Raw genomic sequence first — 14,485 nt, forward strand, 5'->3', positions numbered from 1 at the left:
AGAGGTAATTAAACAGTGACAGCTGTCGGCCAACGTGAACGCGCCACCCAACAACGAGTAGTCAGGTTTTTTATTGAGGATCTGGGCTATCGCTATTTGGGTAACTGGCACACCCGCCCCAACAATCGCAATGTCGAACCTGCTCTGCTGACTGACTGGTTGATGGGCAGTGGGGTGGATGCTGCGCTTATTCCCCGAGTCCTGCGTCAGCTCGAACGGGCGGCCAGCCTGGGGGAAGGGCGTCAGCTCTATGATGCCAATAAAGAGGTCTACCGCTTGTTGCGCTATGGCGTGAAGGAGAAGAGCGGGGCGGGTGAGCAGCATCAGACCGTCTGGCTGGTAGATTGGGCCAATCCTGAGGCTAACGACTTTGCCATCGCCGAGGAAGTGACGGTCGCGGGGGAGAATACCAAGCGGCCGGATCTTGTGCTCTACGTTAACGGTATTGCGCTAGGGGTGATCGAGCTCAAGCGATCCACCGTCTCTATCGGTGAAGGGATCCGGCAAAACCTCGACAACCAGCAACAGGATTTTATTCGCAATTTTTTCACCACCCAACAGTTGCTCATGGCAGGCAACGACAGCCAGGGCCTGCGTTACGGCACCATTGAAACCCCTGAGAAATATTATCTGGAGTGGAAAGAGGCGGGCTCTTTGCAGGATGGAAATCCGTTGGATCACCACTTGGCCCAGCTCTGCGAGAAGGGGCGCTTTCTTGAGTTAATTCACAACTTTATTGTCTTCGATAGTGGGGTTAAGAAAACCTGTCGCCATAACCAGTATTTCGGGATCACGGCAGCCAAGCGGTTTATTGAACGTCATGAGGGCGGGATCATCTGGCATACCCAGGGCAGCGGTAAAAGCCTGACCATGGTGTGGCTGGCCAAGTGGATCCGAGAGAATGTCGCTGACAGTCGGGTCTTGATCATCACTGACCGTGCCGAACTCGATGAGCAGATAGAGAAGGTATTTGCCGGGGTTGAAGAGGAGATCCTGCGTACCAAGAGTGGGGCCGATCTTGTATGCCGTCTTAACGAGGCACACCCTTGGCTGCTTTGCTCTTTGGTACACAAATTTGGTCGACACACGGAAGAAGAAGATGAGACGGCTGAGCGAGATGACGATGAATTTATCGCCGAGCTCAAAGCCAGCCTGCCAGCTGATTTTGCGCCCAAGGGCAAACTCTTTGTGTTTGTGGATGAGTGCCACCGTACCCAGTCGGGCAAGTTGCATGGGGCCATGAAGAACATATTGCCCGAGGCACTTTTTATTGGCTTCACCGGCACTCCCCTGATGAAAAAGGATAAGAAGAAGTCGGTAGAGGTGTTTGGCCCCTTCATTCACACCTACAAGTTTGACGAGGCGGTGAGCGATGGGGTAGTGCTGGACTTGCGTTATGAGGCCCGCGATATTGACCAACGGGTCAAGTCCCAGGCCAAGGTGGATGAATGGTTCGAGGTGAAGACCAAGGCGCTCTCCCGACTTGGTCGCCAGCAGTTAAAAGAGAAGTGGGCCTCGATGCAGAAGCTGCTCTCGAGCCGCTCACGACTCGAGCAGATCGTGGCCGATATCCTGCTCGATTTTGACCGAAAACAGCGCCTGGCGGATGGTCGTGGCAATGCCATGCTGGTGTGCTCCAGTGTCTATCAGGCTTGCAAAAGCTATGAACTGTTCAGTCAGGCAGGATTTGCTGACAAGTGTGCCATCATCACCAGCTATCAGCCCAATGCCAGTAACATCAAAGGACAGACGACCGGTGCGGGGTTGACCGAAAAGCTGGCGAAATACCATATCTATCGCAAGATGCTGGCGAACTTTTTCGGCCAGAGCGAGGATGAGGCCGGCAAGCGGGTGGAGGAGTTTGAGAAAACGGTCAAACAGCGCTTTATCAAGGAGCCTGGTCGGATGCGGCTGCTGATTGTCGTGGACAAGCTGTTGACCGGTTTCGATGCGCCGTCGGCGACCTACCTTTACATCGATAAAAAGATGGCCGATCACAACCTTTTTCAAGCTATCTGTCGGGTCAACCGGCTCGATGGTGCAGATAAGGAGTATGGCTATATCGTCGATTACAAGGACCTGTTCCGCTCTCTTGAGAAAACCGTCAAGGATTATACGGCCGAGGCGTTTGAGGGTTATGACAAGGAGGATGTGGCTGGGTTGCTGAAAGATCGCTTGGCACAAGGGAAGCAAGACCTTGACGATGCCCTGGAGGCGGTGCGAACGCTCTGCGAACCGGTCAAGGCACCCCGCGAAGAGTTGGATTATCAGCACTACTTCTGCTGTGCTCCGGGAGCCGATGAGGATGAACTGCTCGACAAGGAGGCTCTGCGTTTAACCCTTTATCAATACGTCGCCAAGCTTATCCGTGCGTTTACCGCGATGGCGGGGGAGATGGAAGAGGCCGGTTATAGCGCGAGCCAGGCTGCCGCAATCCGCCGTGAGGTGGAGCACTACAGCAAAGTGCGCGACATGATCAAAGTAGCCAGTAGTGATCACGTCGATATGAAGCAGTTTGAGCCGGCGATGCGGCAGATGCTGGATCTCTATATCGATGCTGACCCCAGTGAAACCCTGATGGACTTTGAAGAGCTGGGATTGCTGGAGCTGATCATTGAGCGGGGGGCCGAAGCGCTTGAGGGGGCTCCCGAGGGGCTGCGTAAAGACCCCGAGGCCATGGCTGAGGCAATTGAAAACAACGTGCGACGGACCATCGTCGACGAGAATCCGGTTAACCCCAAGTACTACGAAAAGATGTCGGTGCTCCTCGATGAGCTGATTGAACTGCGTCGCTCCCAGGCTATCTCTTACCAGGAATATCTGGAGAAAGTGCGAGAGCTGGCTATGAAGGTGAAACGTCCAGCCAGTGGGGGGACAGAAACCTATCCTGGAAGTGTCGATACCTCAGCCAAGCGCGCGCTATATGACAATTTGGGCCGTGATGAAGTGCTGGTGACTAAGATCGATACTGCCGTCAGATACACCAAAAAGGCGGACTGGCTCGGTGATCGCTTCAAAGAGCGGGAGGTTGCCTTTGCTATTGCCGAAGAGATCAAAGAGTACAATGTAACCGTCGCAGACGTGATGACTCTGGTAAAAGCCCAGCCGGAGTACCATTGATGGCGTTGGTTACCTTTGGTGAGCTGACTGTCGAGTTGCAGCGCAAAGGCATCAAAAATCTGCACATCAATGTGCTGCCCCCTGATGGACGGGTGCGTGTATCCGCTCCTGCTTCTTTGTCAGATACCGCCATTCGAGTTGCAGTGGTGAGAAGACTCGCTTGGATTCGGCAGCAGCAGGCTGCGTTTGTTGCACAGCCGCGTCAGAGCGAGCGCAAGATGTGTAGCGGAGAGACTCACTATCTTTGGGGGCGAGGCTACCGATTGGATGTGATCCCGACCGAGGGCACCCACAGCGTCAAGCTGCAGGGTGGCTGGATCCGTATGTGGGTGCCTGCACACTATGACGCAGACCGCCGCGAGGTGTTGCTCCTTGAGTGGTACCGCCAGTTGCTACGCCAGCGCTTGCCAGATCTTATCGCCAAGTGGAAGGAGACGTTAAAGGTGTCACCTTCCTTTGTGGGTATCAAACGCATGAAGACCATGTGGGGTAGCTGCAAAACAGATACTGCTCGCATCTGGATTAACCTCGAGTTGGTCAAGAAGCCCCCTGAATGTCTGGAATTTATTGTTGTTCACGAGATGGTGCATCTTTTAGAGCGAAAACATAACCAGCGATTTATCTCCCTGATGGATTTGCACTTGCCAAATTGGAGAGAGCACCGAGAGAAGCTAAACAAAATGCCGCTGGCGTTTAACCGGTGGGGGTATTAAATGTTTCTTTATGACCCATCGCAGTTTATCGAATGGCTTGGTTTTTCTTCACAAGGGGAATTTTTTCGAGGCGTGTTTACTTCCCCTGGCATAAATAAAGACAAGCTGTATCCTCCATGTGCCAAAACACTAAACAAGTATTTTTTATCATCAGGGGATGAGTGCCACAGTACTCAGTCAGAAAAATTCATCAAAAGATTGAAGGATATCTCAGTAACTAGGGGTGTTAGTGCTGATTTTTTTGATACGCCATCTGAACCCATACTAATATCGCAATTTGCGATTCGTGTGAAATGGCCAAGCATCTTCAAAGGCCTTCAAATCACAGGTTATTACCCACAAACGTGTGCGCAAGCAGAAAGTTTCCTATATGAATTGCAGATTTTATTGGATAGCCTAGATGGTCTTCGTGGGAGAAGTCGAGCCAAGAAAGTTTTAGAGAACGACTGGCTGAGAGCTAGTCTAATGGAGTTGAATGTAGAGTTGCGAGTCAATGATAGCGATTTTAACATGGGGCCTGAACAAAACAGGGTCCTGTTTAGAACTCTACATTATTTCAATATATATCTTTTTATTAAGATGCTAGCGGCGTTTGATGCTGATTTTAACCGCCATGTGTCGATGGAACACAAACAATCGATATTTCTCAAAATGATGCCTACATCCCCACTAGATAAGTGGGTGCCTCATAGGTCTGGATTGTTTGAACCTCTTCTGAAACGTTTTGTATCCAAGTCAATAGGCTATCAGGCTTTTGCCAAGTACGCGGGTTGCAATGAAGATTCTATCGCAACCAGTTTACGTCAGTTTTATGCAAGAAAACGAAATCTAAAATTTAAAACGGTTAGAGAATGGTTACGTGGAGCACTTGAAGAGTTAGCCAAGACAGAATATTTTGATGTCGAGGAGGTTCTTCACTATTGTGAGCCGATGTGGGGCGTAGCGGATATATTATCTGGATGGATTCATGTAACGGGTGATCCAGAACTGGATCATGAGGTTGTTACATGTTTTAGCCATTACAATCGATTTTATAATGAAGCTATAGGCAGCAGGGAGCCATAGGCTCCCTGAAAAAGTCATTCATCATCTTCATCATCAGGGCGCTCATCGTAGCCCCGACTCTGCCAGTAGGCATCGTGCTCGGGGTTTAATTGACGCGAGCGGTTATCGTCGTCATCTTTTTTAGACATGTTGTTTCCTTACTTTTTAGTTTCCGGTTTTGGCGGGGTGACTGCAGCGGTTTTTTGTGCACGCGCGGTGAAACTGTCTTTACTCACACCACCTCCGTTACTCCGCGCTTCAGCACTATGGATACGAGATACGGCTTCTGTGGTCATTGGTTTTTTGCTGTTGCTCATCATAGATCTCCTTGTCATCTCCAGTGGATGTACTGGATAGCGACAATGTATGAAAAATGAAGCCATCTAACAGGGGGCAAAAAATGGAAATTCTGTAAGGTATGGTGCAGAGGGGAGTTGGAATGCCGAGATGTAGTGTCCGAAAAAACTGACCCCGTTTTCCGTCTGTGTTTACCAACTTTCGGTTGCTTTACTCCAGAGCTGCCAAGTTGAACAAGTCTGGATAATGGAATCACCAGAATACAACATTGATGAGAGCTGCATATATTATTAAATTTCAGAATCAGGTTTCTTCAATTTTTATTCTGGGGGGAGAGGTGTTTTCTTTATTTTTTCTCCGCCAGTGAATGGAATCGTAATGCTATCACTCAGCATTAATATTATTTAAGAGGTTCTCTATATAGAGAACATTTCATCCTGAAATACATATTTAGAGTGAGATGTCAATGAAAGCCAGAATGAAAAAGGTATAATTATTGAGCATCTATAATATAGCGCCGAAGGCTACACAATATACATAATAAAGCCCCCTCAGTGCAGGGGAGCGTTTGAGGCTCGTTAAGGGGGCCTGGTTATAATTAATGGTATCCCATTGTACTATCGTGGGACAAGACAATGAGATGAGTGTTTAAGTGATTGTATTTGCATGTTTAGTCACTATTTGTTCATATTTTAATGAATTTTCTGAGTTATCTGTGTGATAAGCCGGTTCAGTAAGGGGAGATGTGGGAGTGTCTGCCAAAATATGGCAGCGCCAAATGCTCATTGCCATATTGTGGCACAAGTTTTTGACATTTAGATAGTAGTTTAATTCACCTAACAGATTGTTTTTTAAAACTATATTTTTTAATGAGTAGGGTTTGTGTACATGATGAAATCATAGCTGTAAGAATGGAAAAATGTTCGATAAAAATTGCCATATTATGGCAATAGCCCCTTTATATGCCATCAAGTTAACCCTGTCATTAACCTGTATTGAGGATGATATTTTAATGGTCGTAGCTTTGTTCGGATATGTGGCGTTGTTGTCTAAATTAGCCTGATTTCCCAGATCCAGTTGGCTGTGACACGCGGGCTTTCTTACTGGCTAACCAAGGGTGTTCAGTTTGTTTATCGCGCTCACATAAGGTTTTACTTATCATCCCTGATCCAGTGCCCTCCATCAACTTTTTGAAATGCGCCATCATTGTTTCTACCAGCGAGCGACTGAAGTGCCTTGTTCATGATGAGGATTTGAAATTGATGGTGATGATCGGCTCATCGTCCCTTAAGTTTGTTCCACTCAAGCCACAGCGATTTGTGGTAAAAATGTCCTGTACATAGTTTCACAAATTAGAAGGTTAACTTGCTGGAAATATACTCCTCCTTGTATGAAGGGGTATCTTAATATTATTTCGTGCACTCAAATTAAAACATCAGTTCTGGTGGGGTTAATGATGTCAAGGAGGTTCCTGATGGCTGTGGTATTGGTTGCAAGTAATGTGGTAACAGCCGCTGCTACTATTGATGTTAACGTCATAGTGCCCTGTTCATTGTCGATAAGAATGGTGTGGAAAAGGTGTTTAACACCATTAACCAGCGCGTATCGGCTATGGGCGATTATTACGCAAGTCAACGTACAGATATCGTTAACAATGGCGCTTATGTAGATCTGCACTTCGAGGTAAAACAGATCCTCTGTTATGAGCGATACCGTGCTGAACGCCAACCGCATGACTTGTTATGCTGATCAATGAGAAAGTCGTTGGAGTACGCGATTCTTACGGCCCTGATTTTGGTATCAAAGCGCCACCGTCTTTGGGATGGTATTTGCACTAACAAGACATTCAAGACCTGACCTGCGCTGTACACAGCCCTTATGCCTCAAGCACGATGAAAATGCCAGATGGTAATCTCCGTGCTTACTACGTATGGGCAAAAGGGTCTGGTGCGGGCTTCATGCCGAGGAGGTTGCTGACCGCACTTTCGTCATGGCAATAGACAGCACAACCCTGACCAATGACAAACTGTACATCGACGTAACCATCACTGCCTCCGGTACTGATGTAGCAACCGAGCGTCTTTCTGTAGAGCTGTATAACCAATCTGGCAGCGCCGTTGTTGGCCAACACTACAACGATGGAATCTCGCAATTGGTGCGCTTTGACCCGACCACTTGCCAAGCGGTACTCGATGCGGCGGGCAATCCGACCTACACAGTGCGCATGACAGCCCGTGATCTGGTAGTTTGTGGTTGCCAAGAGCGTCCCCCTCGGTTTGCGTAGCGGTACTGGCACTAACGTGATCACCAAGCCAATCGCTATCACTGTGCAAGGCGTCAATATTGATAACGGTGGTAATGATGGTGGCGACAATGACGGCTGTAGTGGTTCTACCGGCCCTCTGTCACAGCTTACTTTGGTTTCTTTTGGCTTGGTGCGGCAATTCAAAAGGAGTTAGTCCAAAGGTATCCGTTACATCTCTCCATCCGTTTAGCTGGTCAATGTCTAGAGGGAGAATCTTCTCGCTGATTTCAAAGGAGCGCGAATCTATGTTCATGATGCGGCATTCGTGCAAACCGATGCAAAGAACGGCTACTGCAGTGGCAAGATGATCCAGAATTTAGAAACCTTCTGGAGCCAATATTTCAGCCGGTCTAACGGGCAGCTCGTTGCATTTTGGCATCCTGAGCTCACTGTCGCTGTTCAATAATGAACTCACCACGGCTTTGAAACACTAGCCTGTAGAGATGTAATGCACCTCCATAACGGTGGCGCTTTATTTTTTCGTTCTCCTGAGATGTTCTAACCTATGTCGTAAGCGAGTCTGGATTGCGAGGTGTTTACAAAACCAGTGGCGATTCAATGTGTGTCATGATCAGCTTGGACATATGTAGAGTTGTTTTCGCTGATCATGACATTAAGGTGGCAATGAAAAATCAGAGGGGGCCAGCTCCTGCGGAGGGCTTACAGATATAGATACTCGGGGCCAGACCGCTCACTTGGGGATAACGAATATTAACCTGTTCGCACACTGCTGCTGTCAGTGACTGTGGAACCAATGCAACCACACAGCCACCAAACCCGCCACCAGTCATCCTCACACCACCACGACTGCCGATGATCTCTTTGATCATGTCGACCAAGGCGTCGATAGCAGGCACTGTGATGGCAAAATCATCACGCATCGAGGCATGGGACAGCGCCATTAATTCGGCCATCATGACCATGTCTTCATTGGCAAGCGCATCGGCCGCTGCCAGCGTTCGTTCATTCTCGGAGATGACGTGGCGTGCACGGCTCGCGACGACAGGATCCAGTTCGTTGGCTCGCTCGGTGAACTGGGTCATCGTCAGGTCACGCAGTGCCTTGACCCCAAAATGCCGTGCGGCCTCTTCACACTGTGCCCTGCGGGTATTGTATTCGCTATCCACCAGGCCCCGGCGTACGTTCGAGTTGATGATGACCACATCAATGTCGGCTGGAATGCTCACAGGACGGGTATCCAGACTGCGGCAATCGATCAGCAGAGCATGATCTTGCTGACCCAGAGCCGAGATGAACTGATCCATGATACCGCAGTTGCAACCGACGAACCTGTTTTCCGCCAGTTGTCCATTAAGGGCGATATCTGCTTGGCTGATGTCGAGGTGATTCATCTCTTTGAAGATCTGTCCTACTGCCACTTCCAGAGAGGCGGAAGAGCTCAGGCCTGCTCCCTGAGGTACATTGCCACTGATTACCAGGTCTGCCCCTGTCAGTTGACAGCCTCGCAATAGCAAATATTTGACGACGCCTCGCACATAGTTGGCCCACAGGTATTCCGGGCGCGCCTCTATGGGGTGGCGTAAGTCAAATTCATCCAGTTGGTTGTGATAGTCGGCAGCGATAACCCTGATCAGACTGTCTTGGCGGGGGGCAGCACTGATCACGGTCTGATAATCGATGGCGCAGGGTAGCACGAAACCATCGTTATAGTCCGTGTGCTCCCCAATGAGGTTAACACGCCCAGGTGCCTGAATGGCGAGGGTCGGGCGATAACCATACTGGGTGTAAAAGGTATGTTCAGTCACGCTGTGTGGCGATTCAATACTCATGTCTCAACCTCAAACCTGTTCACGAAAATGGATATCGCTGACGGAACGCAGGCGTTCTGCCGCCTGTTCTGCCGTCAGGTCACGTTGTGTTTCTGCCAGCATTTCATAGCCCACCATAAACTTGCGTACGCTCGCAGAGCGCAGCAGGGGCGGGTAGAAGTGGGCATGCAACTGCCAGTGATCATTCTCTTCGCCATTGAATGGCGCACCATGCCATCCCATCGAATAGGGGAAGGAGCACTGAAACAGGTTGTCATAGCGGCTGGTCAGTTTTTTGAGCGCCAGTGCGAGGTCTGCACGCTGTTGCGGTGTCAGTGTCGGTAGACGTGTTACCGCAAACTTGGGAAGCAACAGGGTTTCGAAGGGCCAGGCAGCCCAATAAGGCACTACTGCCAGCCAGTGTTCCGTTTCCACTACGGTGCGGCTGCCGTCAGCCTGCTCGCGTTCCGCATAATCGAGCAACATGGCTCGACCATGTTTGGCAAAATACTCCCGTTGGGCGACATCTTCCCGCGCGGCTTCGTTGGGCAAGAAGTCGTTGGCCCATATCTGCCCATGGGGATGGGGATTGGAGCACCCCATCATGGTGCCCTTGTTTTCGAATACTTGGATCCAGCGGTATTCGCGCCCCAGCTCTGCAGTTTGTTCACACCAGGTGTTGACCACGGCAGTGAGGGAGGGGATAGACAACTCGGGCAAGGTCTTGCTGTGATCCGGTGAGAAGCAGATTACCCTGCTGGTGCCGCGTGCACTCTCTAGCTGGAAGAGGGGGTCCTCGCTGGTTGGGGCCATAGGTGTATCAACCATCAGTGCCGCAAAGTCGTTGGTAAAAACGAAGGTCGACGGATAATCCGGATTTTTGTCACCAGTGACGCGAGTATTGCCGGCGCAGAGGAAACAATCCGGATCGTGAGGGGAGCGCTGGGTACGATCGGGTTCATCCTGCTGGCCCTGCCAAGGGCGTTTCGCCCTGTGGGGAGAAACGAGAACCCACTGTTGGATCAATGGGTTGTAACGACGGTGAGGGTGGTCGGTCGGTTCGAATTGCATAGTAAGGTCTGTCTCGTTCTGTATATTCATGGAAGGGGGTAACCGTTTGGATTTTGGGATTGCCAGCGCCAGGTATCAGCCGCCATCTCATCAAGCGTGCGATAAGCCTTCCACCCCAGCTCGTTATAGGCCTGTGTTGGATCTGCCCAACACTGTGCTATGTCCCCTGCGCGGCGCGGCACGATCTCATAAGGCAGTTCGCGGCCACAGGCCTTGGAGAAGGCGGCATGAATGTCCAGGACACTGTAGCCATGCCCAGTGCCCAGGTTGTACACATGGACGCCAGCTTGCCCAAGCGCATGTTTCAAGGCTGCGACGTGGCCATCGGCTAGATCCATGACATGAATGTAATCCCGCACACCGGTACCATCTGGTGTCGGGTAGTCATCACCAAAGATGGCGAGTTTGGCACGGCGGCCCACTGCCACCTGGGCAATATAGGGCATCAGGTTATTGGGAATGCCCTGGGGATCCTCGCCCATCAGGCCGCTGGGATGGGCGCCCACCGGATTGAAATAGCGCAACAGGGTCAATGACCAGTCGGGGGCTGAGTGTGCAAAGTCCTTGATGAGGCGCTCCACCATCAGCTTGCTTTGACCATAAGGATTGGTGGCGTGAAAGGTGGGCGACTCCTCGGTGATGGGCATGATCTCCGGCTCGCCATAGACGGTGGCAGATGAGCTGAACAGCAGGGTCTTGACCCCGGCGCGTCGCATTGCCTGCAGCAACACCAGGGTGCCGCTGACATTGTTGTCATAGTACTCGAGAGGCTTTTGTACCGATTCCCCTACGGCCTTGAGGCCTGCGAAATGGATCACGGCATCTATCTGCTGGTCTGCAAACACACGATCCAGCAGGTCGGCATCCCGCACATCACCGTGATAGTGCTGGGGGCGCAGTCCGCTGAGGCTGTGGATACGTTCGAGGACGCTCTCTTTGCTGTTAACCAGATTGTCCAACAAGATGGGGGTCATCCCGGCAGCGATAAGCTGCAAGCAGGTATGACTACCTATGTAACCAGTTCCACCTGTCACGAGTATCTTCAACATGATTCGCTCCTTGGCGCTAGTTTTAATTGGGTTTTATTTAGTGTAATCGCTTTCCCTTATTCTGCGCTTGTGAACAAGCTCCTGGAAGATGCATCTCCATTTGATGTGATTTTTGTCACATTTTTCACCGCGATGAGCATGAGAATGGATAAGGGTGTATGTAAATAGATTACACAGCGAGACGCTCGTATTGATAGAATGCTCTCGCTTTTGATATGAAAGCCGTGTCAGGTATTGGAAATGTCGGTAGTATCTTGACCCAGTACAGCACTGGTTTTTATTTATACCGTTCACCGGAAAAGCTAATTCATGGCAACCATCAAAGATGTAGCACTCCTGTCAGGCGTATCTGTCGCCACCGTCTCACGCGTCATCAATCACTCGCCAAAGGCGAGTCAGGCGTCACGAGACGCAGTCTTCAAGGCGATGCATGAACTCAACTACCATCCCAACGCGAACGCGAGAGCATTGGCCCATCAGAACAATGACACCTTGGGATTGATCGTTGCTGATGTGTCTGATCCCTTCTTTGGCACCATGGTTAAAGCTGTCGAGCAAGTGGCACAAGCTACGGGGAATTTTCTGCTTATAGGAAATGGCTACCACGACGCAGCCAAAGAGAAGCATGTAATAGAGCAGTTGATAGGGCATCGCTGCTCTGGCCTGGTGGTTCATGCCAAAATGCTGCCAGATGAAGAGCTGATCCAGATGATGAGCTATGTTCCTGGAATGGTGCTTATCAACCGTATTGTTCCTGGATTCGAGTCCCGTTGTGTTGCGCTGGATGATCGCTATGGTTCTTGGCTTGCAACTCGTCACCTGATCCAGGAAGGGCACAAGAAGATAGGGTTCCTGTGCTCAAATCATCAGATATCAGACTCTCAGGACCGTCTGCAGGGTTATTTGGACGCACTGCAAGAGCACAATATTCCGGTTGATGAACGTCTGATCTCCCGTGGTAGTCCTGATGAATTGGGGGGGGAGGCAGCAATGACGGAGTTGCTGAGTCGGGGGCAACAGATGACAGCCGTCGTTTGCTATAACGACTCAATGGCGGCGGGGGCCTTGTCAGTGCTTAGTGATAACGGGATTGATGTACCTCAAGACCTCTCTTTGGTGGGTTTTGATGATGTGTTGATATCTCGCTACCTGCGCCCTCGTCTGACAACGGTGCGCTATCCCATCATTGCTATGGCCACTCAGGCTGCAGAGCTGGCCATTGCTTTGGCAAAGGGGGGGCCTTTGCCCCAGACGACGCATATGTTTAGCCCGACACTGGTTCGCCGTCACTCGGTTCGCACCATTGATTAGTCCAAGTGCTGGGCTTGTGGGCCTATAGCGATTACGGCAAGGTTACCAGCTCGGGCCTTGCCTTTTTAAAGTCTCATCTTCCTCTTTAATGCCTCAATGTCCTCCTCTTCAAAACCTCTGAACTAGACGCTCTGGCGAAACAAATAGCCTCCTGGTGCCCAGGAGATGCTTCCGCAAGAGAGGCTTCATGTTCTGCACATCACCTTCATCACCCTTAACGTCAACCATGCTTGAGAACTACCGCTCACTCCTTATGTAATCGATAACACTCTGGTTGGTTTGTTTTATTTATTTAAAATCAACGACTTACCTATGGATGTGTAATGACAATCAGAAGGATATCTTATTTATTAGTGTAATTATTACAAATATGTGAGTTTCGTCATGTCATTCACTACGACGTTGTTCTTATAATCCCTCTCGGATAGTGAAAGCGCTTTCCTTTTGGACTGGTAAGCGGTTTATCAGGATAACAATGCAACAGTGGAATAAAGGAATAACTATGAAAGTGAAGCTACTGACGACTTCCGTTGCCCTCGCTCTGTCAATGACAGTATTAAATGCTAATGCTGTTGATTTCACAGGGTATTTTCGCTCTGGCATAGGTGTGTCCCAGGATGGTGATATGCAAACTGGTCGACAGAACGTTGTCGGCCGCCTGGGTAACGAAAACGATACCTATACCGAAATTGGTATTGGTCAGGAGGTTTACAACAAGGATGGCAAGACTTTCTACGTTGACAGCATGTTTAGCATGCAGAGCGATGGCTCTAATGACTATGAAAGTACCACCACAGTGTGTAACTTCGATCAAAAAGAGTGTAAGGACGATGCAACCTTTGCCCTGCGCCAATTCAATGTGAAGGCCAAGGGATTGCTCTCAGCCGCGCCCGATGCGGTGGTCTGGGCTGGCAAGCGCTTCTACCAGCGTCATGATCTCCACATCATCGATACCAAGTACTGGAATATCTCGGGAGCTGGCGCCGGTATTGAGAATCTCAAGGCCGGCCCAGGCGCCTTCTCACTGGCCTGGATCCGGTCCGATGGCAACGATATCGATAACTCGATTGTCAACAATGACCTCAACGTCAACTTCCTGGACCTGCGCTATGCCGGCTGGGCTCCCTGGGAAGGGGCTTGGACCGAAGCGGGCGTCAGCTATGCGATGCCTAATCCGACCGATGAACAGAAGAAGGTCGGTAATCTCTATGATCCCAAGAATGGTGTCATGCTGACGGCAGAGATGAGTCAATATTTTGCCGATAGCCGCATCTACGAGAAGTTGGTGCTGCAATATGCTGACAAAGGGTTGGCCCAGAACATGATCTCCCAGGGGGGTGGGTGGTATGATGTTTGGCATTTGACCGACGATGCCAAGGGATACCGTGTAATTTTGACGGGTGACATTCCCATGGGTGAGAAATTCAGTGTGAACCATGTCTTCACTTACGGTAAGGGTGAGAAACTTGAAGCATGGCATGACAACACCGAACTGTTCAGCGCCGTCGCGCGGGGTGGTTATGCGTGGACTGACATCATGAAGACGCTGGTTGAAGCCGGTACTTATGAAACTACCAAGACCTGGACAAGCGGTTCTGAAGAGAAATCGAGTGGCCAGAAATATACCTTGGCTCAAGCCTGGTCAGCTGGACCCAGCTTGTTTGCTCGCCCGGAGATCCGTGTGTTCGCCAGCTATTTGAAAGATGGCGAAGGCAAATCCTTCAACGGTGGTGAAGATGACCACACTTGGAACTTTGGTGTTCAGGCCGAAGCCTGGTGGTAAAAAAACGATTCATCAATATCATG

The 14,485-nt window shown here is 50.2% G+C and carries 10 protein-coding genes; 6 read left to right on the forward strand and 4 right to left on the reverse strand.

Annotated elements, in window-relative coordinates:
• Window positions 1–15 precede the first annotated feature (15 nt).
• Genes I6L32_RS15775 through I6L32_RS15785 form a run of 3 tightly spaced genes read left to right on the forward strand, consistent with a single transcriptional unit; the run spans window position 16 to window position 4,898 of the window.
• Entirely contained in the window at window positions 16–3,120 is a 3,105-nt protein-coding gene (locus I6L32_RS15775; protein WP_216944148.1) for a type I restriction endonuclease subunit R, read from the forward strand.
• Window positions 3,120–3,833 carry a M48 family metallopeptidase gene (locus I6L32_RS15780; RefSeq protein WP_216944149.1) on the forward strand — a complete coding sequence of 238 codons (714 nt, stop codon included), beginning with the start codon at window positions 3,120–3,122 and terminating at the stop codon, window positions 3,831–3,833. The genes I6L32_RS15775 and I6L32_RS15780 overlap by 1 nt, the downstream gene beginning before the upstream one ends.
• Window positions 3,834–4,898, forward strand: a complete 1,065-nt coding sequence (locus tag I6L32_RS15785; RefSeq protein ID WP_216944150.1) for a hypothetical protein — start codon at window positions 3,834–3,836, stop codon at window positions 4,896–4,898.
• Window positions 4,899–5,035: 137 nt separating this feature from the next.
• On the opposite strand, the gene I6L32_RS15790 is transcribed toward I6L32_RS15785, so the two are convergent.
• Window positions 5,036–5,194, reverse strand: coding sequence for a hypothetical protein (locus I6L32_RS15790; RefSeq protein WP_162901958.1), 159 nt, complete (start codon window positions 5,192–5,194; stop codon window positions 5,036–5,038).
• Between the two features lie 1,970 nt (window positions 5,195–7,164).
• Between I6L32_RS15790 and I6L32_RS15795 the strand changes: the two genes are divergently transcribed.
• Window positions 7,165–7,458, forward strand: a complete 294-nt coding sequence (locus tag I6L32_RS15795) for a hypothetical protein (RefSeq protein WP_216944151.1) — start codon at window positions 7,165–7,167, stop codon at window positions 7,456–7,458.
• 653 nt (window positions 7,459–8,111) lie between these two features.
• Here I6L32_RS15795 and galK read toward each other — a convergent pair.
• The 3 genes from galK to galE are packed head-to-tail and all read right to left on the reverse strand — an operon-like array spanning window position 8,112 to window position 11,365.
• A complete protein-coding gene (galK, locus tag I6L32_RS15800; RefSeq protein ID WP_113070408.1) occupies window positions 8,112–9,269 on the reverse strand; it encodes a galactokinase in 1,158 nt (385 codons plus the stop codon).
• A gap of 9 nt (window positions 9,270–9,278) precedes the next feature.
• The gene (galT, locus tag I6L32_RS15805; protein WP_041213008.1) at window positions 9,279–10,319 is read right to left on the reverse strand and encodes a galactose-1-phosphate uridylyltransferase; all 1,041 of its coding nucleotides are present in this window, start codon (window positions 10,317–10,319) and stop codon (window positions 9,279–9,281) included.
• A 26-nt stretch (window positions 10,320–10,345) separates the two neighbouring features.
• Complete coding sequence (galE, locus tag I6L32_RS15810; protein WP_041213009.1) at window positions 10,346–11,365, reverse strand: UDP-glucose 4-epimerase GalE; 1,020 nt, start codon at window positions 11,363–11,365, stop codon at window positions 10,346–10,348.
• A 312-nt stretch (window positions 11,366–11,677) separates the two neighbouring features.
• Between galE and galR the strand changes: the two genes are divergently transcribed.
• The gene (gene galR, locus I6L32_RS15815; protein WP_041212951.1) at window positions 11,678–12,679 is read left to right on the forward strand and encodes an HTH-type transcriptional regulator GalR; all 1,002 of its coding nucleotides are present in this window, start codon (window positions 11,678–11,680) and stop codon (window positions 12,677–12,679) included.
• A gap of 496 nt (window positions 12,680–13,175) precedes the next feature.
• Complete coding sequence (locus I6L32_RS15820) at window positions 13,176–14,462, forward strand: maltoporin (protein WP_216945183.1); 1,287 nt, start codon at window positions 13,176–13,178, stop codon at window positions 14,460–14,462.
• Window positions 14,463–14,485: the final 23 nt, after the last annotated feature.

This window comes from Aeromonas sp. FDAARGOS 1402 (assembly GCF_019046925.1).
In the GTDB taxonomy this organism is placed as follows: Bacteria; Pseudomonadota; Gammaproteobacteria; order Enterobacterales; family Aeromonadaceae; genus Aeromonas; species Aeromonas caviae.

Excerpts from the sequence above, each read along its gene's own strand:
- I6L32_RS15790 (WP_162901958.1), bottom strand. The coding sequence starts at position 5,194 with ATGAGCAACAGCAAAAAACCAATGACCACAGAAGCCGTATCTCGTATC.
- I6L32_RS15785 (WP_216944150.1), top strand. The coding sequence starts at position 3,834 with ATGTTTCTTTATGACCCATCGCAGTTTATCGAATGGCTTGGTTTTTCT.
- I6L32_RS15780 (WP_216944149.1), top strand. The coding sequence starts at position 3,120 with ATGGCGTTGGTTACCTTTGGTGAGCTGACTGTCGAGTTGCAGCGCAAA.
- I6L32_RS15795 (WP_216944151.1), top strand. The coding sequence starts at position 7,165 with ATGGCAATAGACAGCACAACCCTGACCAATGACAAACTGTACATCGAC.
- galT (WP_041213008.1), bottom strand. The coding sequence starts at position 10,319 with ATGCAATTCGAACCGACCGACCACCCTCACCGTCGTTACAACCCATTG.
- galR (WP_041212951.1), top strand. The coding sequence starts at position 11,678 with ATGGCAACCATCAAAGATGTAGCACTCCTGTCAGGCGTATCTGTCGCC.
- galK (WP_113070408.1), bottom strand. The coding sequence starts at position 9,269 with ATGAGTATTGAATCGCCACACAGCGTGACTGAACATACCTTTTACACC.